Raw genomic sequence first — 23,929 nt, forward strand, 5'->3', positions numbered from 1 at the left:
ATTAGTTACTGTACCGGCAGTTACCGAACCTGTACTAGCACCATAACAAGAAGCATCCGTTTTAGAAGAAGTTCCAAGAGCTAAGGCAGCAGCAGGTTGAGTAATCTCAACTTCTGAACTTGTAACACTGCATCCATTAGCTTCAGTTACTTTAACTTTATAAAATCCAACACCTAAGCCGGTATAAACTCCATTTGAATCACCATTTGTTGGTAAGCCAGTTGGACTAAACGATCCTCCTGAAGTGGCAGAATATAATAAATCATAAGTTATAGTTCCAGTACCTCCAGTTTTAGTTGCTGTTACTGTACCATTAGAAGCGCCATTACAAGTTACATTTGTTTTTGTTATTGAATTAATTGCTATTGTACAACAGGATTCAACTGTTATTGATTTTGTTTCAGTGTCTGTGTCATTATCGCTATCAGTAACTGTTAAACTTACTGTTTTTGATCCTCCAGAAGAGTATGTCACTGTAATTGGACCACTTGATGTTGAAGTAGCAGGAGATGCTCCAGTACCAAAATTCCAAGCATAAGTTAAAGTTCCATCTCCTCCTGTAGAGATATTGGTAAATGTTACTTGTTGGTAAGTGTTTCCTGTACAACTTGGGATGTATGTAAAATCAACAGCTAAAGGTGTGTTAACAATTATGTTAGGGATACTGCTTGCTTGAGCACATTTTGAACCGACTGATTCGCTTGCGCAACTAGCTGCTGTACTACTAAACCCCCCTGTTTTCCAAGATACATAAATATTGCGTAGTTCAAGTTTACCACCACATGTAAAATTTATTTGTGAGATATTAATTGGTATCGTTGGAATTTGAGTTCCGGTAATTGGCTCAGCATAAGTGTATTTACCAGTTGTATTCACTTTAACATCATTCCAGTAAAGATCAAATTGCACATAAATGTTGTATTTTGGGCCTGTATTAACAGTTAAAAATAAATATGCAGTTGTTGCATCACCAACATTACAGATATCTAATGGAGAACCATCTGCTTTTCCAATAAAAGCAGTTGTAATGGTTAAATCGTTTGCAGTACAACCTGAAAAGGTACAAGCCGAAGTTTCGGGTAATGTTACTGAGGGATTGGTTTGCGAATAACTATTTGCTACTGAAAATAACAATATTAACAAGGCTAAAAATCGAATAAAAGTAATTTTTTTCATAATATTTATTATTTAAATAAATTTGGGATGAATGCTTTAGAAGATGAGGAGCTATCCAATTTTTCCATAAAAGAATTACTGATATGCGTTTCTTTTGTAGTTAGGATTGTTTTGGAGGGAAGAGTAGTTTTAGTTTCCATAATAATCAATTTTAAGATGATTGGAGCTAATTGATATAGCTAGAAATGTATTAATCTAATTTTACGCTAAGCTACTCACATTAAATCTCAGCAATAAATTTTCTCTTTAAACAACCTAAAAACTCGTTAAAAAGCGTTTTTATTTGTAAAACAAACCCTAGAATTGAGTTAATTTTTTGTTTATCTGTCGTGATTAATCAAAAAGTTCTGTTAATATCGGAACTCATTTAAAGGATGTAGCATTTTAAAATCAGCTAATGACTTTGTTGATTTTTTGTTTTTATGATATAAAATATTCAAAGATTAATTGTATCTTTCTGTTTAGGAAATTTATAATAACGTCATGTAAACAGAAACAATATGAAAAATCTAGTGTTAGTAAGGCATGCAAAATCAAATTGGGATATGCCGTTGAAAGATATTGATCGGCCTTTGGATCAAAGAGGGCTTCAGGATGCGCATTTAGTTTCTTCTAATATTCAAAAGCATGTTCCTAAAAAATATATTATTTGGAGTAGTCCCGCCAAAAGAGCTTCTGATACTGCGGTTATTTTTGCCCAAAATATGTTGTATCCCATAGAAAATATTGTTTATAAGGAGGAGTTGTACACTTTTGATGAAAAGCAGTTGGAACATATTGTAAAATCCTGTGCAAACTCATTTGATAGTGTAATTCTTTTTGGTCATAATGCTGCAATTACAAATTTTGTTAATAAATTTGGTGATGTATTTATAGATAATGTTCCTACAAGCGGCTTTGTTTCGCTTGAATTTGATACAGATTATTGGGATAAAATAAATAAAGGAAAAACTAAAAAAATAATAATGCCAAAAGATTTAAAATAAAAAATGTTTGATCAAAAATATATTGACAGAGAAAAAAGTTGGTTAGCATTTAACGCCAGAGTACTCCAGGAAGCAGCAGACGATTCGGTTCCATTATTAGACAGATTACGATTTTTAGGAATTTTTTCCAATAATTTAGACGAATTTTTCAGAGTTCGTTTTGCTGCTATTCGCAGATTGAGTTTGTCCGGAAAAACAGGAGAAAAAATTTTAGGAGGAATCTCGGCACAACAATTAGTTAAAGATATTACCGAAATTGTAATTGAACATCAGGCGGAAAGTTTGGCTATTTTGAAAGAAATAGAAGCCAAACTGGAAACCGAAAATATTTTTATTATCAATGAGAATGAAATTTCCGATGAACAGGAAATTTTTCTGAAAGACTTCTTTATTCAGTCTTTAAGTCCCGAATTAGTAACCATCATTTTGAATGATTTGGCCGAATTTCCTTTGCTGAAAGATAATGTAGGTTATTTGGCTGTAAAATTGGTGATGAAAAAAGATGGAGAAGTTCATTATGCTATTATTGAAATCCCAAAAACAATTAATCGTTTTGTGGTTTTACCGTCAAATGATAATAAAAAATATGTAATTCTCATTGATGATGTCATCCGACACAATTTACATAGTATTTTCAATATTTTTGATTACGACAGTATTTCGGCTCATATGATAAAAATTAGTCGGGACGCGCAGTTAGAGATTGATAGTGATTTGAGCAAAAGTATGCTTGAAAAAATTTCAACCAGTGTAAAAGACCGACGAATAGGAGAACCCGTGCGTTTTATTTATGATCAGTTGATTGAAGATGATACGCTTCAGTTTTTCCTGGATAAAATGAAAATTGTCTCGACTGACAGTATTATTCCGGGTGGAAGATACCATAACAGAAGGGATTATATGGAGTTCCCAAACTTAGGCAGATTCGATTTACTTTATAAAAAAAATATTCCTTTGCCAATTCCCGGATTGAGTCTGGAAGGAAGTATTTTGGAAAAAATCAGTAAAAAAGATTATCTGTTGCACGCACCTTATCAGTCTTTTTCTTATTTGACCAAATTTTTAAGAGAGGCCGCCTTAGATCCCAAAGTGACTACAATAAAAATTACGTTGTACCGATTAGCAAAAAATTCTCAAATTATCAGTTCGCTGATAAATGCTGCTAAAAACGGAAAAAAAGTTACGGTTCAAATCGAATTACAGGCACGTTTTGACGAAGCTTCGAATATTTCATATTCCGAACAAATGCAACAGGAAGGAATTGAACTTATTTTTGGTATCAAAGGTTTGAAAGTACACAGTAAAATATGTGTAATTGAACGAATTGAAAACGGAAAAAATAAGCGTTACGGATTTATTTCTACCGGAAATTTCAACGAATCTACTGCTAAAATTTATACTGATGTGACACTTTTTACCAGTCACCAACAAATTTTAAAAGATATTTCGAAAATATTTGAATTTTTCAATATTAATTATCGAGTTCATCGCTATAAACATTTGATTGTATCTCCGCATTATACCCGTTCAAAATTTTATAAGTTCATCGATAGAGAAATTATGAATGCCCGTGCCGGAAGATTGGCGTATATGAAGCTGAAAATGAATAGTTTGTCTGATTTTGATATAATTGATAAATTATATGAAGCCAGTAATGCTGGAGTTAAAATTCAATTAGAAGTCAGAGGAATCTGCTCATTAATTCCAGGAATAAAAGGGATGAGTGAAAATATTGAGGCCATCAGTATTGTGGACAATTATCTGGAACATTCCCGTATTTATATTTTTGCAAATGGAGGACAAACAGAAGTTTATATATCATCTGCCGATTTTATGACCCGAAATTTAGATGGCAGAGTCGAAGTTAGCTGTCCGATTTATGACGAGGAAATTAAAAAAGAACTAATTGAAAATTTTGATATTGGTTGGAAAGGAAATGTAAAAGCACGTTTTCATTCGTATAAATTAGACAATAAATACCGTAAGAATAACGGTAAAAATATCTTTAGAGCACAAATTGAAACGTATAAATATTACCAACGAAAGGTTGATTTATTAAAAGAAGTTATCTTTTAAAAAGTCATTAATAAAGTAAGAGAATGATAAAAATTAAAAAATATGCCGCCATTGATATTGGATCGAATGCGATGCGTTTGTTGGTAACCAATATTGTAGAACAGGACGGCAAAGAAACGCAGTTTAATAAAAGTGCTTTAGTGCGTGTTCCTATTCGTTTGGGACAGGATGCCTTTACCGTTGGAGAAATTTCTCAAGAGAATTCAGACAGGATGATTGATGCCATGAAAGCATTTAATCTGTTGATGAAAGTACATAAAGTGGAAGCTTATAAAGCTTTTGCTACTTCGGCAATGCGTGAAGCTTACAACGGAAAAGAAGTGGTAGCGATGATTAAGAAAAAAGCCGATATTAAAATTGAAATTATCGATGGCAAAAAAGAAGCTGCTATTATTGCTTCAACCGATTTGCATCATTTGTTAAAAACCGACAAAACCTATTTGTTTGTGGATGTAGGTGGTGGTAGTACTGAATTTACGCTGTTTTCAGACGGAAAAATTGTAACCTCTCGTTCTTTTAAAGTAGGTACCGTTCGTTTGCTTAATGAAATGGTTTGTGATGTGGTTTGGAATGAAATTGAAAAATGGATAAAAACTAATACTGCTGAGTTTGATGAAATTTCACTGATTGGATCCGGAGGAAACATCAATAAGTTGTTTAAAATGTCCGGAAAAATGCAGGACAAACCTTTATCATATTTGTATATAAATTCACAATATGCTTTTTTAAATTCGCTGACTTACGACCAAAGAATTTCCGAATTAGGTTTGAATCCTGACCGTGCTGACGTAATTATTCCAGCGGTTCGAATTTATTTAAATGCTATGAAATGGAGCGGGGCCAGAAATATTTATGTTCCTAAAATTGGACTTTCCGACGGAATTGTGAAAGCCATGTATTTTGGTAAAATTTAGTAAAAATGAATAAAAACAGATTGGAAGCTTTTAGCGACGGAGTGCTGGCTATTATTATCACAATTATGGTTTTGGAATTAAAAGTTCCGGAAGGAGCTTTGTTTTCAGATTTACTTGGTCTTTTTCCGGTCTTTTTGAGTTATGTGCTGAGTTTTATTTATGTTGGGATTTATTGGAATAACCATCATCATTTGTTGCATAGTGCTACCAGAGTTGATGGTAAAATTCTATGGGCAAATCTTCATTTGCTTTTTTGGCTTTCACTGATTCCGGCTTCAACGGCCTGGATGGGAGAGCATAATTTTGCCAAAGCAACTGTAACCGTTTATGGCTTGGTTTTATTTATGTCGGCTATTGCTTTTGTGATTTTACAAACAACAATTATTTGTTTGGATGGCGAAAAATCTTTTTTGGCAGAAGCCGTTGGTAAAGATGCTAAAGGAAAATGGTCGCAGACTTTGTATCTTTTAGCAATTGTAATTTCGTTTTTCTATCAATGGATTTCCTTAGTCATTTATTTAATAGTTGCCCTGATGTGGCTAATTCCTGATTCCAGAATTGAAAAGAAAATTTTGGAATCCGGAAAAAGTAAACATTAAGCGTTTATGTCTAATCCAAAAGTGGTTCGCAACAAATCAATATTTGGGTTGATTTCGTGTAAACGGTTGTATCTGTCCTGATCATTTAAGGCTTTTTTGATAGCAACATTTTCATTTACAATGATATCAATCGTAATGTTGTGGTTGTGAAGATGTCCTCGTAGATGTCCTAAAAGTCCATTCATTTCTTTTTCGAAATCTAATTTGGAACCTTCGTTAGGTAATTCAATACTAATGGTTGTGCCGTTTAAAACCGGATCATTGATAAGCAATAAAGATTCCATAATTTTAAATCCTTTATCTCCTAAGCGTTTGGCATAATTATTCCATTGCAACAACATTTCGGTTTCAGTAAAAGCTTCGGTAGGCAAATCCACAATTGGTCTCACAACTGTTTTTTTGTTTTGTTCCAATGCTTGTCTGGCTCGAATACTCGATAAAGATAGGGCAGAAAATTGCGGACCTGTTACTTCAGGTTCTGTTTTTTTTGTAGTTTCCGGTTTTTCGATTGCTTGATTTTCTGCTGAGACCGAAGTTGGAGTAGTTACAGGTTCGACAGCAGTATGGTTTCCAATAGTTTTTGTTTGTTCAACTATCGAATAATCGTTTTTTCTAAAATAAGTTGGTGGAATTATAAAGGACTCAGCTTTTTTTTTTCTCCATCAAAAGTGATAGAGGCCAATTGCATCAAACAAAGTTCAACTAATAATCGCTGATTTTGACTGAGTTTGTATTTTAAATCGCACTCATTGGCGATAGCAATTCCCTGTAAAAGAAATTCCTGAGAGCATTTTTGAGCCTGAACACCATACATTTTTTGAGCCTGTTCTCCCGCTTCTAATAAAGTTAAAGTTGAAGGCGTTTTACAAACCAATAAATCACGGAAATGTGAAGCCAATCCGGCAACAAAATGGTGTGCATCAAAACCTTTTGAAAGAATGTCGTTGAAAGCAATTAATAAATCCGGAATTTTATTTTCCAGAATTAAATCGGTTACATTTATGTATGTTTCGTAATCTAAAACATTTAGATTCTCAGTTACCGCCTGACGGGTTAAATTTGTTCCACAATAAGAAACGACTCTGTCAAAAATAGACAAAGCATCACGCATTGCACCATCCGCTTTTTGAGCGATAATATGCAAAGCATCGTCTTCAAATTCAATTCCCTGATTTTCGGCAACACCGGCTAAATGTTCTTTGGCATCTTTTACGGTAATTCTTTTAAAATCAAAAATTTGACAACGGGATAAAATCGTTGGGATGATTTTATGTTTTTCAGTGGTTGCCAAAATGAAGATTGCGTGTTTAGGCGGTTCTTCTAATGTTTTCAAAAAAGCATTGAAAGCTGCCGAAGACAACATGTGTACCTCATCAATAATATAGACTTTGTATTTTCCGGTTTGCGGAGGGATACGTACCTGATCAATCAGATTTCGAATATCATCTACCGAGTTGTTTGACGCAGCATCTAATTCGAAAACATTGAAAGCAAAGTCTTCGTTAGGATCATCATAACCCGGTTGGTTGATTTTTCGGGCCAAAATTCTGGCACAGGTTGTTTTTCCAACACCCCTTGGTCCTGTGAAAAGTAAAGCAGAAGCCAAATGATTGTTTTCTATGGCATTCAATAAAGTATTGGTAATCGCTTTTTGTCCCACAACATCATTAAATGTTTGTGGACGGTATTTGCGGGCTGATACTATAAATTGTTCCATAGAAATTTTATTCGAAAGCAAATATAGGTTTTAATTTAAAGATTGAAAAATTTAAATATTGAAGATTTTATAAAAAATTAGAATCCTGATTTGATTGTTTTTAAGATTGATTTTTCCTTCTGCTTCGGGATTTAATACTAATATTTAATAATAGTTGTGTGGTTTCATTGTTAGAATTGGCAGCAAATCCGGCAACGTAAACTCCTTTTTTTCCGGACTTGGATTGGATACCAAAAACAATGGCTTCGTCATCCGGATTGGATTCACCTTCATAACGATAAATATGTTTGATTTCAAATTTATCAGGGTTTTTCAAAATGACATCTTCATGTTTGTTAAAGTCATAATTAAAACCATTTTCGTTCAATTCGTCCAAGGCTTTTGAAACAGAATCGTAGTGGTATATAGGATCCATGGTGTAAAATATTAAGTGGTTAAAAGTTATTTAAATATAACCATTTTATTTTTAATGTATTGCGAAATACTTGTTAAAGTCGCTGTTTTGTACTTGTTGGCATGGTTTTTAAATTGTAATTTTGCACCACAGACCGCCTTATCGCTGTTCGCCTTGGCGGAGAGAGGAAAGTCCGGACACCATAGAGAAGCATAGCGGGTAACACCCGTCATCCTGTTTTTCGGGACGGATAGGACAAGTGCAACAGAAAGTATGTACAGGTAATGCTGTAGTGAAACCAGGTAAACTCTATGCGGTGAAATACCAAGTATATCAGCTCCCGATAACTATCGGGATAAAAAGGATTTCTCGTCCGTTGCTGAAGGGTAGGTAGCTTGATCTTGTTGGTAACAACAAGGCTAGATAAATGATAAGGGTCCCGATAGCTATCGGGATACAGAATCCGGCTTATAGGTCTGTTTTTTTTTTTTTTTTCTTAAAAAAATAAACCATTAAGAATTTAAGTTTCATTAAGTTCCTAACACTTAATTTTCTTAATCTCTTAATGGTTTAAAATTGAAATTTTATTGATTATTCTTCTTCGTAGTCTTCATCATCAAAATCATCATCTTCTGTTTCTTCGTCAGTTTCAAATTCGAAAAAACTAAAGACTGAACCTCCATAATTTTTTTGAAAGGAAAAATTAGCTAAATGGTCTAGTTGTGTATGTTTGGAATGCTCGATTATCATCATTCCTTCTTCATCCAAAATATTATTTTCAAAAACCAGTAAAACCACTTTTTCAAATTTTGCCTGATCCAAATCATAAGGCGGATCGGCAAAAACAATATCAAAATTGCTGTTACATTTTTCTAAAAATTTAAAAACATCACTTTTGACAGCGGCAATTGGGAAATCAAATTCGGCAGCGGTTTGTTTGATAAATTTAACGCAACCAAAATCACCATCAACCGAAGTGATAGGTTCGCTTCCTCGGGATGCAAATTCAAAGCTGATATTTCCAGTTCCGGCAAATAAATCCAAAATTTTTAAACCGTCAAAATTGAAATGATTGTTTAAAATATTAAATAAGGATTCTTTGGACATATCGGTAGTGGGACGTACCGGTAGTCCTTTTGGTGGATTGATGCGTCTTCCTTTGTATTTTCCTGAAATAATTCTCATGAATTAAAAAGTATAAAATGATTTCGGTTTTCGACTTCCGTAAAATAATTGTTCCATTTCAAATCTTCTACATCAATAAGCGAAACATTTCGAACGTATTTGTATGCAATTTTGAAAAACGGACTTTCAGCTGTGATGTTCCCAATTAATTCCAATGGAAAATTTTCAGGATTCATATTGAGTTGTTCGGCGGTGAACAAAATGTAATAGATAAAGTCTTCCGGAGTTTGGTATTCGAATGAATTGAATAATAACAACTTTTGGTTTTGAATGACTATAATTTCAAAATGAGTAGTGTTAAAATGAACCATCATTTTTTTTGTATCTACATTTTTAGAAGCATCTAATAATTTAGTGACCAAAATACTGTTGGCGTGTTTGTATTCAAAAGAACCAAATTTGTCTATAAAAAAATTATTCATGTTTACATACGGAATGTAAACAGCATTAATTCCATAATTACTGATTTCGTCGAAAGCAAAAAAATCAGTTTCAAAAACCTTAGTATTGTATTGCAAATAACTTCCTAAAAAGTTTTCGTCAAAAAGTGGTTCCGGTACAAAAGTGGACAAATTGTTACTATGAATCACCAAAACGTCGTCATACTGCTCATTCAATTCAGGATGTTCTGCAAAAGCATTGGCAAATAAATCTTCAATTTTTAAATTTTTATCAAAATTCCCAAATGGAATATCTTTAAAAGCGGAAACCGTATTGTTAAGTGTGTCAAAACAACAAAAAGAAAGTCCCGTCAGCGAAACCTGAATGGATAGTTTTTTATATTTCTTTTCGGTGATGTCCATTGATGTAGCTTTTTTTCTGAATCGCAAACTTACAAATTTATAATAGCAATATCAATTTAAAATTTAACACAAAGTATTACAATGGAAACACGATGATGTGCAAAGAATTTGTAATTAAAATTTACTCATATATATATAGGTATAAAAACTTATGTTGGCTTCATTAAATTTTATAGTTCTAAAGAAATACTTATATGACTTATGTGTTTCAAAAAAGCTATCTTTGAAACTAAATTACACTTCATGAATTCCTCCCAGTTTTATAGTCTTTTAAAAAAGAAATTTCCTTTTAATCCAACTTACAATCAGGAAATTTTTTTTCAAAAGATTGCCATTTTTTTGACAGAAACGACCAATGACCGACTTTTTGTTTTAAAAGGATATGCCGGAACGGGAAAAACTACTGTGATTTCTACGATTGTAAATAATCTGACGGAGATTAATAAAAAATATGTTTTGCTGGCGCCTACAGGTCGTGCTGCCAAGGTGATTGCTAATTATTCCGAAAAACCCGCTTTTACCATTCATAAGAAAATTTATTATCCCAAGAAATCTTCGGGAGGTGGGGTAACTTTTACGCTTCAGCCCAACAAACATAAAAATACGGTTTTCATTGTCGATGAAGCTTCGATGATTTCAGATGTAGATTCTGATTCTAAAATGTATGCCAATGGTTCACTGTTGGACGACTTGATAATGTATGTCTATTCGGGAACCAATTGTAAAATGATTCTATTGGGAGATACGGCTCAGTTACCACCTGTTAATTTAGAGGTGAGTCCAGCTTTGGATATTGATACCCTGAGTTTGCATTATAATATGGATGTCGATCATATTGAGTTGAACGAAGTCATGCGTCAGGAGGAAAGTTCGGGGATTTTATTTAATGCAACCGAATTAAGAGAGTTGTTGAAAGATTCATTCATTACCGATTTTCAATTTGATGTTCGAAAGTTTAAGGATATCGTTCGCTTAGTGGATGGTTATGATATTCAAGATGCCATTCATTCGGCTTACAGTAATTATAGTATTGAGGATACTGCTTTTATTGTTCGTTCCAATAAAAGAGCCAATCAATATAATGAGCAAATTCGTTCCCGAATTTTAGATAAAGAAAGCGAACTTTCTGCCGGAGATTTTTTGATGGTGGTTAAGAATAATTATTTTTGGTTGAAAGATTCCGACGAAGCGGGTTTTATTGCCAATGGTGATATTATTGAAATTTTGGAAATCTTTAAAATTGTCGAATTATACAGTTTTAAATTTGCCAAAGTAAAAATCAGAATGGTCGATTATCCAAATCAAAAAGCTTTTGAAACAGTTTTGTTGTTAGATACCATAAAAAGCGAATCGCCTTCTTTAACTTACGAAGAATCCAACCGATTGTATCAGGAAGTTTTGCAAGATTATGTAGATGAACCCAAATACAAACAATTCCAGAAAGTAAAAGCCAATGAATATTTCAATGGTTTGCAGGTAAAGTTTTCGTATGCTATTACTTGTCATAAATCGCAAGGTGGGCAGTGGAATACTGTTTTTGTAGAGCAACCCTATTTGCCAAATGGTATCGATCGGGATTATATTCGCTGGTTGTACACCGCCATGACCCGTGCCAAAAACAAATTGTATTTAATAGGTTTCAAAGACGAAAGTTTTGCGGATTGATTTTGTTTTAGACCGTTTATTTTTTATAAACCATTAAGAAATTAAGATTAGTTAAGGAAAAACTTAATTTACTAAATTCCTTAATGGTTTAAAACATTAGAAACTTAATCTGGATTAAGTGCAAAATGCTAAATCCCGGATTAAATTTGTGTATTATTAATTGCAAATAATATTTTCAAAATGAATACTTTAAACGACCTACATAAAATTTCTTCAACTTTTTCGAATACAGCGAAAATGCCAGTTTTGTTCCTTGGCCACGGAAGCCCAATGAATGCTATTGAGGAAAATCAGTTTGTGGCGGGTTTTAGAAATTTGGCCAAAACTTTGCCACAACCCAATGCTATTTTGTGTATTTCGGCGCATTGGTTTACCAAAGGAACAAAAGTTACTGCTATGGAAATGCCACGAACTATCCATGATTTTGGCGGTTTTCCAAGAGAATTATTTGCGGTACAATATCCTGCGCAGGGAAGTCCGGAATTAGCGATTGCAACTAAAGAATTATTATTGCCTACCGAAGTAGAACTCGATCATGAATGGGGATTAGACCATGGAGCATGGAGTGTTATCAAGCATTTATATCCCGAAGCCAATGTGCCTGTTATTCAAATGAGTATTGATTATTCAAAATCACCACAGTACCATTTTGAGTTGGCACAAAAATTAAGTGCTTTGCGTCATAAAGGGATTTTAATTGTAGGAAGTGGAAATATTGTACACAATTTACGATTAGTAGATTTTTACAATATGGATGTAGATAATTATGGTTTTGATTGGGCAATTGAAGCTCGAAAAAAAGTAAATAAGTTTTTATTGGAAGGTAATTTTCAGGCGTTGATTGATTATGAAAAACAAGGACAAGCGTTACAACTCGCTATTCCTACACCGGAACATTATTTACCTTTAATTTATACTTTGGGATTAAAAGATAAAAATGAAGAACTGAGTTTGTTTAATGATAAATTATTGGGAGGTTCTTTGAGTATGACTTCGGTGAAGATTATGTAAAATTGATTTTATTATGGATTTAGTAGACAGACAGGTTAAAGTTTATCAAACATCAAAAAAGCTTATTTTTAAACCTCTATTATTCTGGGCTATAATTGTGATAATTGTTTGTGCAATTATGGGACAAATTGAATTAGTGCTTTTTTGGTTTGCAGGGATAGTTTTTATTGGTGTTTTAGGTTTTTTTATTTCTTCAAATTTAAAAATCACAATTGATTCAGATAAAGAACTGGTTGTTATAGATAAAACCAACTTTCTTGATAATTTAATTGAAACAAAAACATATATTTTGAATCGATATCATTTTAAAATCACATCAAGAAAATCATATAAAAACAGAATAAATTATTTTTTTGCTTTTAGAGATACCCACTATAAAGGAGGAGAATTATATTATAATGAAAATTTTTATACTGATGAATATAGTATAAGTGGGTTTTCTAAAAAAACAGTAAAATTGATAGAAAAAGATATTCAAAAAATACAAGATAAAATTCACCCAATGGTATTATAAGAATTAATAATTTTCCTTGTAATTTGATTTAGTTTTTAGAACTAATAAAAATTAAAATATATCTTTGCGCCTTAGTGCCTTTGCGGCAAATCCAAATTACACATGAAAATAATAGCAGTCATTCCCGCCCGTTACGCTTCTACAAGATTCCATGCCAAATTGATGCAGGATCTTGGAGGGAAAACAGTGATTTTAAGAACTTATGAAGCAGCGGTAAACACCAATTTGTTTGATGATGTTTTTGTGGTAACGGATTCCAGTTTGATTTTTGACGAAATTGTTTCTCATGGTGGTAAAGCCATTATGAGTATCAAAGAACACGAATCGGGGAGTGACCGTATTGCCGAAGCGGTGGAAAATATGGATGTCGATATTGTTATCAATGTTCAGGGTGATGAACCTTTCATTAATGCCGAACCTTTGAAAGAGGTAATCGAAGTTTTCAAAAATGATTTAGACAAAAAAGTAGATTTGGCTTCGTTGATGTATGAAATTAAAGAGGAAGAAGAAATCAACAATCCGAATAATGTGAAAGTAGTGGTGAACCAAAATAATTTTGCACTGTACTTTTCGCGTTCGGTGATTCCGTATCCAAGAGAGAAAAATGTTGGCGTTCGTTATATGAAGCACATTGGAGTCTATGCTTTTAGAAAACAGGCTTTGTTGGATTTTTACCATTTACCAATGAAAACTTTGGAAGCTTCCGAAAAATTAGAACAACTACGTTATTTGGAATTTGGAAAACAAATCAAAATGGTCGAAACGACTCACGCCGGAATAGGTATTGACACTAAAGAAGATTTAGAAAAAGCAAGAAAGATAGTTTAGTCTTTTTTGCTTTTTTCAAAATAACCTTTCGAATCAATTTTGGTGGAATAAAAATTCAGAAATAAAACCACAAACATTAAAACCAACATCGATTGGATAATAACCAAAATTTTCCCGAAAGTCTGTACGGGATATAAATCGCCAAAACCAATAGTGGTTGAAGTAACAGTGCTGAAATAAACGGCATCAAACCAGTTGTTAAAAGATTTATTTAAATATTCACCGGTGGAATATAAAACGGCAAATCCTAAAATCATTTCCAGATAATTAAAGAAAAGCAAAAGCATCGAGCGCTTATAAGAACGTGGTCGGGCAAATAAATCGGAAGCAAAAATTAAGGTTGGAATGTATAAAACGGTTTCCAGCATGACGTAAACCATCAATCCTAAAACCACCGGAAATTGTTGCCATTGATTGGTAATAATTATTACTGGCAAAGCTACTTTAAGCAAAATATAAAAATCCATTGCTAGATCTTCGTATTCCGTTCCTTTTTTGGAAGCCAAATATTTGATGTAAATCCCGGGAAAAATTAGTTGTGAAGTAGAAAGTAGCAAACGGACAATTTTTTCAATTCCGTTGTCGTCCTGATGATCGTTATTCCAAATGGCTTTGATGTTTTGAATGCGCTTTTGAATCGGATTCAATTTGGGCTCACGTAAATTGGTTACATTTCCTAAAAGCAATTTTCGGAGTATCTTTTTCATGGATAAAGATTATTTTATAAAAATCTAATGTACAAATAATACAATAAGTTGATGGTTTTGAAATAAAGAATTACTTAGGTCAAACTAATTTTTCAATTATAATAAGTTCGTTGTGTTTTTCAACTCTTGGAATCGATTTGATACTGCAATTTTCTTTAGAAAAATCGGAGATTAATTTTTGATTCCTAAGATTATCAGCCTTATTCAAAAGCATCGTATTGAAAAGAATGTTTCCCCGGTTTTTGAGTAAAAAACAAATCCGATCTATGAAAAAAGTTTCAAAAAGAAAATTGGGCATTTTAGTATCCTGAAAAACATCGACGACAATTAAATCGTATTTGTCTGTAGTTTTTAAAACAAATTCAAAAGCATCGTCAATTATAATTTTAAGTTGCGGAATTTCGTTTAATTTAAAGTAACGATTGGCAATTTGAATCACTTCCGGATCTATTTCAACACCTGTTATTTTTCCTGGAAAATGAATATCATCAATTAAAGTTTTAATTACACTCCCGCCTGCAACTCCAAGTATTAAAATGTGTTGCATATTTTTTATTTTTTCAAAACCAATATTTTTCAGTCCTAATTTTAAGATGCGTTGCAAACTTCCATAAGAATAATTAGTGTTCATAGAATCCATGACCAAATCGCCATTGGCCCAGGTGATTTCTAATGATTTGCTAAAAGCTGATTTTTGACTGTGAATTTTAATAGGGTAAAGGTAACTAAGCAATCTTTTTAGCATAAAGAAGGTTTTTCTCAAAAATAGGTTTTATTACGGAATTTAGATTGGATAATTTTAAAAAAAAAATAGATTTTTTCGTTTGAATTGAGTTCTGAAAAAAGTTGAAAATTGTTGTACTTCAGCGAGTAAAAACAACTTATTGAAACATAAATTATTTGTTTTTAAAAATGATAAAGTATTTATTTGTATGTAGATAAGTCTTTTGATTTCATTTAAATATTTAAGTTAAATTTCAAACTTTATTTATCTTATGAATTGGGTTTGTATGTTTTAAAAGTACCGTCCTTGTAGAAAAACACAATTTTTTCTATGTTTTCATCGAACGATGGAAATGAATTAGGCTCCTTCTTATCAATTTTATTAGGATTTATAGTTTCCGAATGTGTTTCTGAAAATAAATCTTTGTTTGCGTTTGAAACGGCATCAATGGTAGTATGAATAGGAGTAGATATAGTTTCTGTTTCAGGTGAATTTGAGTTTGTTTTAGGGAAATTACCTTTCCCGTTTAAAATCCAATACAGATCAATTTCAGGATAAACGTCTAAAATTTTCAGAATAAAATCCAAACTGGGTTTGTTTCTTCCGGAAAGGAGGTGAGACAAACTAGAACGTTGTACACCAATTTTATCAGCAAAAGCCGAGGCGTTCATTCCGTAATAATCGAGAATTATTTCGAGTCTTTTTATAAAATCATCTGTGTTTACCATTGTGAAATATATTTTTCAAAGCACTATTTACAAATGTAATGAAAAGCAACTGCGCAGGCAAATTTACAGTTGTAAATAGCTGTAATTGAGAAAAAATATCTTTAGATAAAGTTTAAGTTACGATATGTAACTGACTGATAAAAAGAATTTTATTTTGTGTTTTGTAAAACTATTACAAATGTTAATTTGATTTCTCCTTTTTAAGGAATTAATCTGGAAAAAGCTGTTTACAATATTAAAATATTAGAAATTTCATCTGTTTACAAATGTAAAAATAAAGATGTTTACTTTTGTAAATCAAAAAAAACAGGATATGAATTTAGAACAATTGTTTCTTGATAATAAAGAAAAAACGATTGAAGGGAGGTATTTGACATTAGAGTCTGTTGAGCCAATTTTAAAACGATTAAATACAGATAATCAACTTTCGGTTGTGGGGCAGTCGGTTCAGGGGCGAACGATTTATAAATATGTAATAGGTAGCGGGAAGACTAAAATTTATCTTTGGTCACAAATGCACGGTAATGAAAGCACAACAACCAAGGCTTTATTTGATTTCCTAAACTTATTGCACAGTGGCACTGAATTAGCGGAGCGTTTTTTAAGCAATTTTACTTTTTGCTGTTTGCCGATGTTAAATCCTGACGGGGCTTTTTTATACACCCGTGCCAATGCAAATGAAATTGATTTAAACAGAGATTCTCAAGCTTTGACACAGCCTGAAAGTAAAATTTTACGAGCTGTTTTTGAAGAATTCAAACCGGATTATTGTTATAATTTGCATGATCAGCGTACTATTTTTGGTGTGGCTGATACCGGAAAACCGGCAACGGTTTCTTTTTTAGCACCTTCATATAATGAGGAAAGAGAAATTAATGCATCCAGACAAAAAGCAATTAATCTGATTGCGGAGATGAATTTGGTTTTGCAGGAATTTATTCCGGGGCAAATCGGGCGTTTTGATGATTCCTTCAATATCAATTGTATAGGTGATACTTTTCAATATTTAGGAGTGCCTACTATTTTATTTGAAGCAGGACATTTCCCGGGAGATTATCAAAGAGAAATGACTCGTAAGTATATTTTTATCGCTTTGGTATCGAGTTTTATAGGAATTTGCGAAAACGTTGTAGTTGTCAACAGAACGAAAGAATATTTGAATATTCCTCAAAATAAAGTCGTTTTTTATGATTTAATGTATAAAAAGGTTAAAATAAATTATGACGGTAATGAAAAAATAACGAATTTTGCTGCACAGTATAAGGAGGAATTAGTTGACGGAAAAATTAATTTTAATGCTTATATTGCTAAAATTGACGATTTAGAAAATTTCTTCGGACATGAAGTGTTTGATGCTCAAGGGGCTAGCTATGAAGATGAAGACGGGAACTTTCCAAAAATTGATCAAAAAGCAAATTTTTGTTTAGGAAAAGAACAGAAATTTGTTAATGGATTAATAAAAAAGTAATTTTTTGTACGACTTTATCATTTTTATATATATTTTTATGGTTTAAAATGATAATTAATAATATAATTAGAGAAATATGAGTAAGTTCCGTTTAGATGAAGTAGATCATCAGATTTTAGACATGTTGATAGACAATACGAGAGTTCCGTTTACGGATATTGCTAAGAAATTATTAATTTCAGCTGGTACTGTGCATGTTAGGGTAAAGAAAATGGAAGATGCCGGAATTATTATGGGGTCCTCTTTAGTTTTGGATTATGATAAATTAGGCTATTCTTTTATTGCTTACGTAGGTGTGTTTTTGAATAATACTTCTCAAACGAAGTTTGTATTACAACGTATCAACGAAATTCCTTTCGTAACAGTTGCTTCAGTAACAACAGGAAAATTTAATATTTTCTGTAAAATCAGAGCAAAAGACACTAAACATGCTAAAGACGTAATCTTTATGATTGACGATATTGATGGTGTTTACAGAACTGAAACTATGATTTCTCTTGAAGAAAGTATCAACGATAAGAAGCGTTTGATGCATACTATTTTCAAAAATATGTAATTTTTGACTTGAATGTTATTTATATGAATACCTCAAGTTGACTCTTGGGGTAATTTTTTATAGAAAAATCACAATAGAACTCAATTAACTAAATAATTAAACATAATTTATGTATACGCTCCCTAAAATAGAACGTTTCAATCAAAATGTTCTCTCTAAATATCATATTTACAACAGCGTTTTCATTACTTTACCTTTTGATTCAATTGATAATACAGGTGCTTTACTTCCTTTATTCACAGAAGTTTGTGAAACAGGATATAAAAAAATGGAAACACCAAAGGAAATTTTTGAATTTTTCTCCAAAAAATACTTGCATACTGATGTAGAGGCTGATAAAATCGACTTAATGTTCCGTTTTATTCAGTATATCGAACGTCAAATTGTATTATTTGATGCGATTGAAGATGCCGCTTTTCCTATTGTAAATAATATGGAAGGGCGCGGTTCTTTGAGAGATATTAAAGAAAAATCAGAAGCCAGAGGAAATAATGAGGAATTGGCTGAATTTTTAGAAAATTTCAATGTCAGAACAGTTTTAACGGCTCACCCGACACAATTTTATCCTGGTCCGGTTTTAGGTATTATTAATGATTTGACTCAGGCAATTCGCGATAATAATTTATTGCAAATCAAACAGCTTTTGGCACAATTAGGAAAAACACCTTTTATCAAAAATGAAAAGCCAAATCCTTTTGACGAAGCGGTAAGTTTGATTTGGTATCTGGAAAATGTATTCTATAATACGGCCGGAGATTTAATGCATTATTTAGAAACGAATATTGCTCCAAATAAAAATATCAAAAACCCGATTATCCAACTTGGTTTCTGGCCGGGTGGAGACAGAGACGGAAACCCTTTTGTGACAACAGATATTACATTAAAAGTTGCTGACCGTTTAAGAACTTCTATTTTAAAATGTTACTATTTTGAAATGAGAAACTTAAAAAGAAAATTGACTTTCTCAGGTGTTGATGTTTTAGTTGCTGAACTTGAAAATAAATTATACCGTTCTGTGTTTTATTCTACAGGTGAAATTTTTATCACTTTAGAAGAATTTAAATCACAATTAAATAAAATTAAAACAATTATTGTAGAGCAACATCAATCTTTATATGTTGATGAATTAGAAGCTTTATTAATAAAAGTAAACTTATTCGGATTCCACTTTGCAACTTTGGATATTCGTCAAAACAGTAAAATTCACGATGCGGTTTTCAGAGATATTTTTGATTACTATTTAGCAAACGGCAGTGATGTTTTCCCTAAAAACTATTACGATTTATCAGAAGCTGAAAAATGTGAAGTTTTAACTCAGGTACAGGGGAATTTGAATTCGGCTGATTTTAAAAATGAAATGACTCAATCTACGATTGATTCAATCAGAGCAATTCAGCAAATTCAAAACGCTAATGGAGAATTAGGAGCGAACCGTTATATTATTAGTAACAATGAAAATGCGGTGAATGTTTTAGAAGCGTTTGCATTGTTTAGATTGAATAATTGGGAACATCCTTCAGTAGATATTGTGCCGTTGTTTGAATCTGTTGATGATTTGCAAAATGCACATAATGTGATGGAGCAATTATATACGAATCCGGTTTATGCTGCTCATTTGGCTAACAGAGGAATGAAGCAAACAATCATGCTTGGATTCTCTGACGGAACAAAAGATGGTGGGTATTTAATGGCTAACTGGAGTATTTATCAAGCAAAAGAACAGCTTACAGCCATGTCCAGAAAATACGGAATTAAAGTGATTTTCTTTGACGGACGTGGTGGACCACCAGCTCGTGGAGGAGGAAAAACACATAAATTCTACGCTTCCTTAGGACCGGAAATTGAAAACAAAGAAATTCAGGTAACAGTTCAGGGGCAAACAATTAGTTCTAATTTTGGAACCTTAGATTCTTGTCGTTATAATTTAGAAAATTTATTAAGTGCCGGTGTTACTAACCAGGTATTTAATAAAGAATTAAATAAATTGTCTGAAACAGATAAGGAAGTAATGACACAATTATCGGAACTGGGATATGAGAAATATTTGAGTTTCAAGAATCATGATAAATTTATTCCGTACTTAGAAAAAATGAGTACGTTGAAATATTATGCTAAAACTAATATTGGTAGCCGTCCGACAAAAAGAAGCAAATCTGAAAAATTAGATTTTAAAGATTTAAGAGCAATTCCTTTTGTAGGTTCATGGAGTCAGTTGAAGCAAAATGTACCAGGTTTCTACGGAGTAGGTTCTGCTTTGAAACATTTTGAAGAAACAAATCAATGGGATAAAGTTCAGGATTTATACAATCATTCCTTGTTCTTTAAAACATTATTAGAAAACAGTATGATGTCATTGGCAAAATCATTCTTCCCATTGACAGCTTATATGAAAAATGATCCTGAATTTGGAGAATTCTGGCAAAATATCTACGATGAGTTTTTAGAAACAAAACGTTTGTTATTGAAAATTGCCGGTCATAAAGAACTGATGGAAAATTATCCTGACGGAATGGCTTCGATTCAAATCAGAGAGCGTATTGTGTTGCCTTTATTGACAATCCAACAATGTGCTTTATTACGAATTAACGAATTGAATAAAGAAGCTAATCCGGATGAAAAACTGATTAAAGTTTACGAAAAAATCGTAATGCGTTCTTTATTTGGAAATACTAATGCAAGTAGAAACTCAGCTTAATTTATGAAGCGAATAGCTATTCCCAACAACGAATACGCTGGATTTTATGCAACTTATATGCAGGAAGCCGGTGATGAAGATTTGTATGAAGACTTAGAAATAAGTCTTCATGCTTTTATTCGTTTTGTTCAGGATATTCCAATGGATAAATTTGATTATCGCTATGCCGAAGGCAAATGGACAATCAAAGAAATTATTCAGCATGTAATTGACACCGAACGTGTTTTTGCTTATCGGGCTTTGCGAATTTCAAGAAATGATAAAACGCCTTTGCCCGGATTTGATGAAAATGATTTTGTTTTGAATACAAATGCTAACGACAGACATTTGCAAAGCTTATTAACCGAGTTGTCTATTGTTCGCCAGAGTACTTTAGCACTTTTTAAAAGTTTTTCAAAGGAACAATTAAAAAGAATCGGAATAGCTTCTAATAATGAAATTTCGGTTCGTGCAATTGGTTTTATTATTATAGGACATCAAAAACACCATCAAAGAATTTTTCAGGAACGCTATTTATAGATTATCAAAAACAACAGACCAGCTTTTCAATTTGTTTTCAAATGACATTGTATTAGCGGGACTGGTAGAAGGCATTACATGATACGTAATGCCTTTTATTTTTCCGAAACTTTTAATGAAATAACGATGACTTTCCTTTCCGTTGAAAACTATCGTTTTTATTGCAGGATGTTCGTCGAATAATTTCTTAAAATTATTTGGTTGTTGATTTTTGATATGAACATCCAAACTTCCTTTGCGTTCACAATTTTGGAGTACATCCCAAATTCCAATTTTATTCCTGGTTAAAAGTTGGATTCTTTCTTCGTAAATTTCAGAAACAACAGTTTTTCCTAAAACAGTAAAAAGAATTTTCCAGAAATGATTTCTCGGATGCGCATAATATTGCTGTTTTTCTAAAGAAGCAATTCCGGGCATGGTTCCCAAAATCAGAATTTTAGTTTCTTTATTTACAAATGGCGGAAAGGAGTAAATCATGAATTTTCTTTTTCGATGATGGTTAATCCGATTCGGATTTTTTCATAACTTATTTTTTCTTCAAAATAATCAAAATAAGGTTTTAATGCAGTAGGATTTTTTAATTCAATTTTTGCTTTGGCAATTAAATCAACTTCTTCCTGAGTGATAAATTGCGATAAATCAATCGCATTTCCGTCTAAATATAATTTGGCTAAATGTGAAATAATTGTGCTTAAACCTAGTTTTCTTTTGGTTGCAATTTCTTCTACACTTAAGTCTTCGTTATAAAGAGTCAATGTTTCTTTGTAGGTACTGGAAGTTTTTTGTTTTTTAAGCTTTTTGTCCTTTTGAAAAGCAATGATTGTTTTGATAAAAGCGTCGCCGTATTTTTCTAATTTACTTCTTCCAACTCCGTCAATGGCAATAAATTCTTCTTCGCTCATCGGACGATTGATTTCCATTTGTCGTAAGGTAGCATCGCTGAAAATAACATAAGCAGGAACATCTTCTTCTGTGGCAATTTCGTAACGTAATTTACGTAGACTTTCAAATAATGAATTTGTAATTGTTTTTGTTTGGGTAGTCGGTTTTTCTTTTTTCCTGTCTTCCTTAATTTTGATTGTACTGAGTTGTACTTTTTCATTTTCAAATAAAACCTTTTTTGCCAAAGAAGTCAATTTGATTTTATTTTGTTGGTGAAAAGCAATTTCACAATAGCCTAAATTGATTAACTGAATCAAATATTGATTCCAGTCCTGCCAGGAAGTTTCAATTCCTACGCCATAGGTTTTCAGGTTTTGGTACTCTTTTTCGTAGATAAAAGCATTTTTAGAACCTCTTAAAAAATCAATAATCACAGGTAAAGGTTCGGATTCTTTGAGGCGAATAATAGCCGAAAGTGCTTTTTGAGCCAAAATCGTACCATCGAAAAATTCCGGTGGATTTTTACAAATATCACAGTTGTTGCAGTTTTCGGTAACGATTTCTCCAAAATAAGAAAGTAATATTTTTCGACGACAACTTAAAGCATCTGCATATTGCTTCATACGTTCGAGTTTTGCCAATTGGATTTCGGCATTTTGTCCCTGCGAAGCAAATTTTTGAAGCTGAATAACATCTCCGTAACTTTCAAATAAAATAGTTTCGGAAGCTAAGCCGTCACGTCCGGCACGACCAATTTCCTGATAATATCCTTCGATATTTTTGGGAAGATTGTAATGAATTACCCAACGTACATTGGATTTGTCGATTCCCATTCCAAAAGCTATCGTGGCACAAACTACCTGACATTCATCGTTTATAAATTCATCCTGAGTTTTAGAACGAATTTCAGCGTCTAAACCGGCATGATAAGCTTTGGCGGCAATTCCTGCTTTTTGTAATTTTTCAGCAAGTTCTTCAGTTGCTTTTCTGCTTAAGCAATAAATAATTCCGGAATCGTTTGTTTTGGATTCGATAAAATCAATAATTTGTTTGACTCTGTCTAAAGCCGGACGAACTTCCAAACTTAGATTTTTCCGGTCAAAGGAAGCGATAAAAACCTTGGGTTTTTTAAGGTTTAACTGTTTGCTAATATCTTCACGTGTAGCTTTATCGGCAGTTGCAGTTAAAGCTAAAATCGGAGTAGAAGGGAAGCGGTTTTTGAGATAACCTAAATTGGTGTAAGCCGGTCTGAAATCATGTCCCCAGGACGAAATGCAATGTGCTTCATCAATAGCAATCAAACTGATATTGATGGTGCTAAAAATATTTTCTAAATACGATAAACTCTCGGGAGCAATATAAACGAGTTTTATTTTTTGATTAATGATGTTGTCTATATGCTGTTGTTGTTCATCTTCTGTTTGTGTACTGTTAATGTAACAAGCCGGAATTCCATTGGATTTTAAACCATCAACCTGATCTTTCATTAAAGCAATCAGAGGCGAAATAACAATGGTTAGTCCCGGAAATAATAGGGCTGGTAATTGAAAACAAATCGATTTTCCTCCGCCTGTAGGCATAATAGCCAAAGTGTCTTTGTTTTGTAAAACCGTATTAATTATCTCTTCCTGATTTGTTCTGAATTTTTCAAATCCAAAATTTTCTTTAAGTGTGGTGTGTAAAATTTGAGAAGTAATCATTTAAGGAAGCTTGTTTTTTTTTGAAAAATTTTACAGTTTGTAAGGATAAAAAAAGGAACTCTTTTTGGAGTTCCTTTTCGTT

The 23,929-nt window shown here is 32.5% G+C and carries 23 protein-coding genes and 1 other RNA gene; 13 read left to right on the forward strand and 11 right to left on the reverse strand.

Annotated features, from left to right (window positions below; genetic code table 11):
• Positions 1-1,134: PKD domain-containing protein (locus tag B6A10_RS13905; RefSeq protein ID WP_188221348.1), on the reverse strand; the 1,134-nt coding region annotated here is incomplete at its 3' end.
• 542 nt (positions 1,135-1,676) lie between these two features.
• Between B6A10_RS13905 and B6A10_RS13910 the strand changes: the two genes are divergently transcribed.
• Genes B6A10_RS13910 through B6A10_RS13925 form a run of 4 tightly spaced genes read left to right on the forward strand, consistent with a single transcriptional unit; the run spans position 1,677 to position 5,751 of the window.
• Positions 1,677-2,162 (forward strand): SixA phosphatase family protein, encoded by a 486-nt coding sequence (locus B6A10_RS13910; RefSeq protein ID WP_026713556.1) that lies wholly within the window; start codon positions 1,677-1,679, stop codon positions 2,160-2,162.
• Positions 2,163-2,165: 3 nt separating this feature from the next.
• Entirely contained in the window at positions 2,166-4,238 is a 2,073-nt protein-coding gene (gene ppk1 / locus B6A10_RS13915; protein WP_188221349.1) for a polyphosphate kinase 1, read from the forward strand.
• Between the two features lie 23 nt (positions 4,239-4,261).
• A complete protein-coding gene (locus B6A10_RS13920; RefSeq protein WP_026713558.1) occupies positions 4,262-5,152 on the forward strand; it encodes a Ppx/GppA phosphatase family protein in 891 nt (296 codons plus the stop codon).
• A gap of 5 nt (positions 5,153-5,157) precedes the next feature.
• Positions 5,158-5,751, forward strand: coding sequence for a TMEM175 family protein (locus tag B6A10_RS13925; protein WP_188221350.1), 594 nt, complete (start codon positions 5,158-5,160; stop codon positions 5,749-5,751).
• On the opposite strand, the gene B6A10_RS13930 is transcribed toward B6A10_RS13925, so the two are convergent.
• The 3 genes from B6A10_RS13930 to B6A10_RS13940 form a co-directional block, all read right to left on the reverse strand.
• On the reverse strand, positions 5,748-6,140 hold the full coding sequence (locus tag B6A10_RS13930; protein WP_317172041.1) for a DNA polymerase III: 393 nt from the start codon (positions 6,138-6,140) through the stop codon (positions 5,748-5,750). The genes B6A10_RS13925 and B6A10_RS13930 overlap by 4 nt on opposite strands.
• Before the next feature lie 242 nt (positions 6,141-6,382).
• A complete protein-coding gene (dnaX, locus tag B6A10_RS13935) occupies positions 6,383-7,468 on the reverse strand; it encodes a DNA polymerase III subunit gamma/tau (protein ID WP_188221352.1) in 1,086 nt (361 codons plus the stop codon).
• 100 nt (positions 7,469-7,568) lie between these two features.
• Positions 7,569-7,883, reverse strand: coding sequence for a hypothetical protein (locus tag B6A10_RS13940; RefSeq protein WP_188221353.1), 315 nt, complete (start codon positions 7,881-7,883; stop codon positions 7,569-7,571).
• Between the two features lie 125 nt (positions 7,884-8,008).
• Here B6A10_RS13940 and rnpB point away from each other — a divergent pair.
• Positions 8,009-8,349: RNase P RNA component class A (gene rnpB / locus B6A10_RS13945), an RNA gene on the forward strand.
• Between the two features lie 104 nt (positions 8,350-8,453).
• Here rnpB and rsmD read toward each other — a convergent pair.
• Positions 8,454-9,047, reverse strand: a complete 594-nt coding sequence (gene rsmD, locus B6A10_RS13950; RefSeq protein ID WP_188221354.1) for a 16S rRNA (guanine(966)-N(2))-methyltransferase RsmD — start codon at positions 9,045-9,047, stop codon at positions 8,454-8,456.
• Positions 9,044-9,850, reverse strand: a complete 807-nt coding sequence (locus B6A10_RS13955) for a DUF3822 family protein (RefSeq protein ID WP_188221355.1) — start codon at positions 9,848-9,850, stop codon at positions 9,044-9,046. Before B6A10_RS13955 ends, rsmD begins: the two co-directional genes overlap by 4 nt.
• 243 nt (positions 9,851-10,093) lie before the next feature.
• On the opposite strand from B6A10_RS13955, the gene B6A10_RS13960 reads away from it, so the two are divergent.
• The 4 genes from B6A10_RS13960 to kdsB all read left to right on the forward strand — a co-directional run bounded on the left by B6A10_RS13960 (position 10,094) and on the right by kdsB (position 13,868).
• Positions 10,094-11,515: an ATP-dependent DNA helicase gene (locus B6A10_RS13960; RefSeq protein WP_188221356.1), complete on the forward strand. Its 1,422-nt coding sequence runs from the start codon at positions 10,094-10,096 to the stop codon at positions 11,513-11,515.
• Positions 11,516-11,695: 180 nt separating this feature from the next.
• On the forward strand, positions 11,696-12,526 hold the full coding sequence (ygiD, locus tag B6A10_RS13965; RefSeq protein ID WP_188221357.1) for a 4,5-DOPA-extradiol-dioxygenase: 831 nt from the start codon (positions 11,696-11,698) through the stop codon (positions 12,524-12,526).
• A gap of 13 nt (positions 12,527-12,539) precedes the next feature.
• Entirely contained in the window at positions 12,540-13,040 is a 501-nt protein-coding gene (locus tag B6A10_RS13970) for a hypothetical protein (RefSeq protein ID WP_188221358.1), read from the forward strand.
• Between the two features lie 102 nt (positions 13,041-13,142).
• A complete protein-coding gene (kdsB, locus tag B6A10_RS13975) occupies positions 13,143-13,868 on the forward strand; it encodes a 3-deoxy-manno-octulosonate cytidylyltransferase (protein ID WP_188221359.1) in 726 nt (241 codons plus the stop codon).
• Here kdsB and B6A10_RS13980 read toward each other — a convergent pair.
• The 3 genes from B6A10_RS13980 to B6A10_RS13990 form a co-directional block, all read right to left on the reverse strand.
• On the reverse strand, positions 13,865-14,575 hold the full coding sequence (locus B6A10_RS13980) for a potassium channel family protein (protein ID WP_188221360.1): 711 nt from the start codon (positions 14,573-14,575) through the stop codon (positions 13,865-13,867). The two genes, kdsB and B6A10_RS13980, sit on opposite strands and share 4 nt — an antisense overlap.
• A gap of 79 nt (positions 14,576-14,654) precedes the next feature.
• Positions 14,655-15,320: a spermidine synthase gene (locus B6A10_RS13985; protein WP_188221361.1), complete on the reverse strand. Its 666-nt coding sequence runs from the start codon at positions 15,318-15,320 to the stop codon at positions 14,655-14,657.
• A 248-nt stretch (positions 15,321-15,568) separates the two neighbouring features.
• Positions 15,569-16,027 carry a helix-turn-helix domain-containing protein gene (locus B6A10_RS13990; protein ID WP_188221362.1) on the reverse strand — a complete coding sequence of 153 codons (459 nt, stop codon included), beginning with the start codon at positions 16,025-16,027 and terminating at the stop codon, positions 15,569-15,571.
• Between the two features lie 313 nt (positions 16,028-16,340).
• Here B6A10_RS13990 and B6A10_RS13995 point away from each other — a divergent pair, with 313 nt between their 5' ends.
• From B6A10_RS13995 to B6A10_RS14010, 4 genes are all read left to right on the forward strand, one after another.
• A complete protein-coding gene (locus B6A10_RS13995) occupies positions 16,341-17,495 on the forward strand; it encodes a M14 family metallopeptidase (RefSeq protein ID WP_188221363.1) in 1,155 nt (384 codons plus the stop codon).
• A gap of 76 nt (positions 17,496-17,571) precedes the next feature.
• A complete protein-coding gene (locus B6A10_RS14000; RefSeq protein ID WP_007139244.1) occupies positions 17,572-18,051 on the forward strand; it encodes an Lrp/AsnC family transcriptional regulator in 480 nt (159 codons plus the stop codon).
• A gap of 109 nt (positions 18,052-18,160) precedes the next feature.
• Positions 18,161-20,746 (forward strand): phosphoenolpyruvate carboxylase, encoded by a 2,586-nt coding sequence (locus B6A10_RS14005; protein WP_188221364.1) that lies wholly within the window; start codon positions 18,161-18,163, stop codon positions 20,744-20,746.
• A 3-nt stretch (positions 20,747-20,749) separates the two neighbouring features.
• Complete coding sequence (locus B6A10_RS14010) at positions 20,750-21,265, forward strand: DinB family protein (RefSeq protein ID WP_188221365.1); 516 nt, start codon at positions 20,750-20,752, stop codon at positions 21,263-21,265.
• On the opposite strand, the gene B6A10_RS14015 is transcribed toward B6A10_RS14010, so the two are convergent.
• Positions 21,260-21,742: a DNA-deoxyinosine glycosylase gene (locus B6A10_RS14015; RefSeq protein ID WP_188221366.1), complete on the reverse strand. Its 483-nt coding sequence runs from the start codon at positions 21,740-21,742 to the stop codon at positions 21,260-21,262. The genes B6A10_RS14010 and B6A10_RS14015 overlap by 6 nt on opposite strands.
• Positions 21,739-23,847, reverse strand: coding sequence for a DNA helicase RecQ (recQ, locus tag B6A10_RS14020; protein WP_188221367.1), 2,109 nt, complete (start codon positions 23,845-23,847; stop codon positions 21,739-21,741). The genes B6A10_RS14015 and recQ overlap by 4 nt, the downstream gene beginning before the upstream one ends.
• Positions 23,848-23,929 lie beyond the last annotated feature (82 nt).

It is taken from the genome of Flavobacterium pokkalii, from assembly GCF_014596575.1.
Lineage (GTDB): Bacteria > Bacteroidota > Bacteroidia > Flavobacteriales > Flavobacteriaceae > Flavobacterium > Flavobacterium pokkalii.